Origin of the sequence: Psychrobacter sp. GW64-MNA-CIBAN-0177, assembly GCF_040309585.1 — a bacterium.
Classification (GTDB): domain Bacteria; phylum Pseudomonadota; class Gammaproteobacteria; order Pseudomonadales; family Moraxellaceae; genus Psychrobacter; species Psychrobacter okhotskensis.
In genome coordinates, this window is sequence record NZ_JBEOOY010000316.1 from 1 (window position 1) to 264 (window position 264).

Genomic DNA, 264 nt, shown 5'->3' on the forward strand with positions numbered 1-264 from the left:
GCAGGGTGCCGTGACCATCTAAGTTGCGGAAAAACAGTTCTTGCCCAGGAAAACCAAGAGTGGTGCCCATGTAGCCGGAAATAAAGCCATTAGGTTGTAATGAAATCTCCATTAATACCGAATAAGGCATTACCGTCTGGTGGCTGTTGTTAGCAAAGTACCAGGCATCGGCCGGCACTTCGTATTCAGCGATACAAGACGATGGCTTTTTCAGTTCGCCGCGCTTACCGTTAATGTCAACCACGCGAGTGGTTAACTGTAAAT

At 47.7% G+C, this 264-nt stretch carries 1 pseudogene; it reads right to left on the reverse strand.

What is annotated here, in order from left to right:
- Window positions 1-264 (reverse strand): annotated as a pseudogene (locus AAEY79_RS15245) (beta-ketoacyl synthase); the annotation flags it as partial.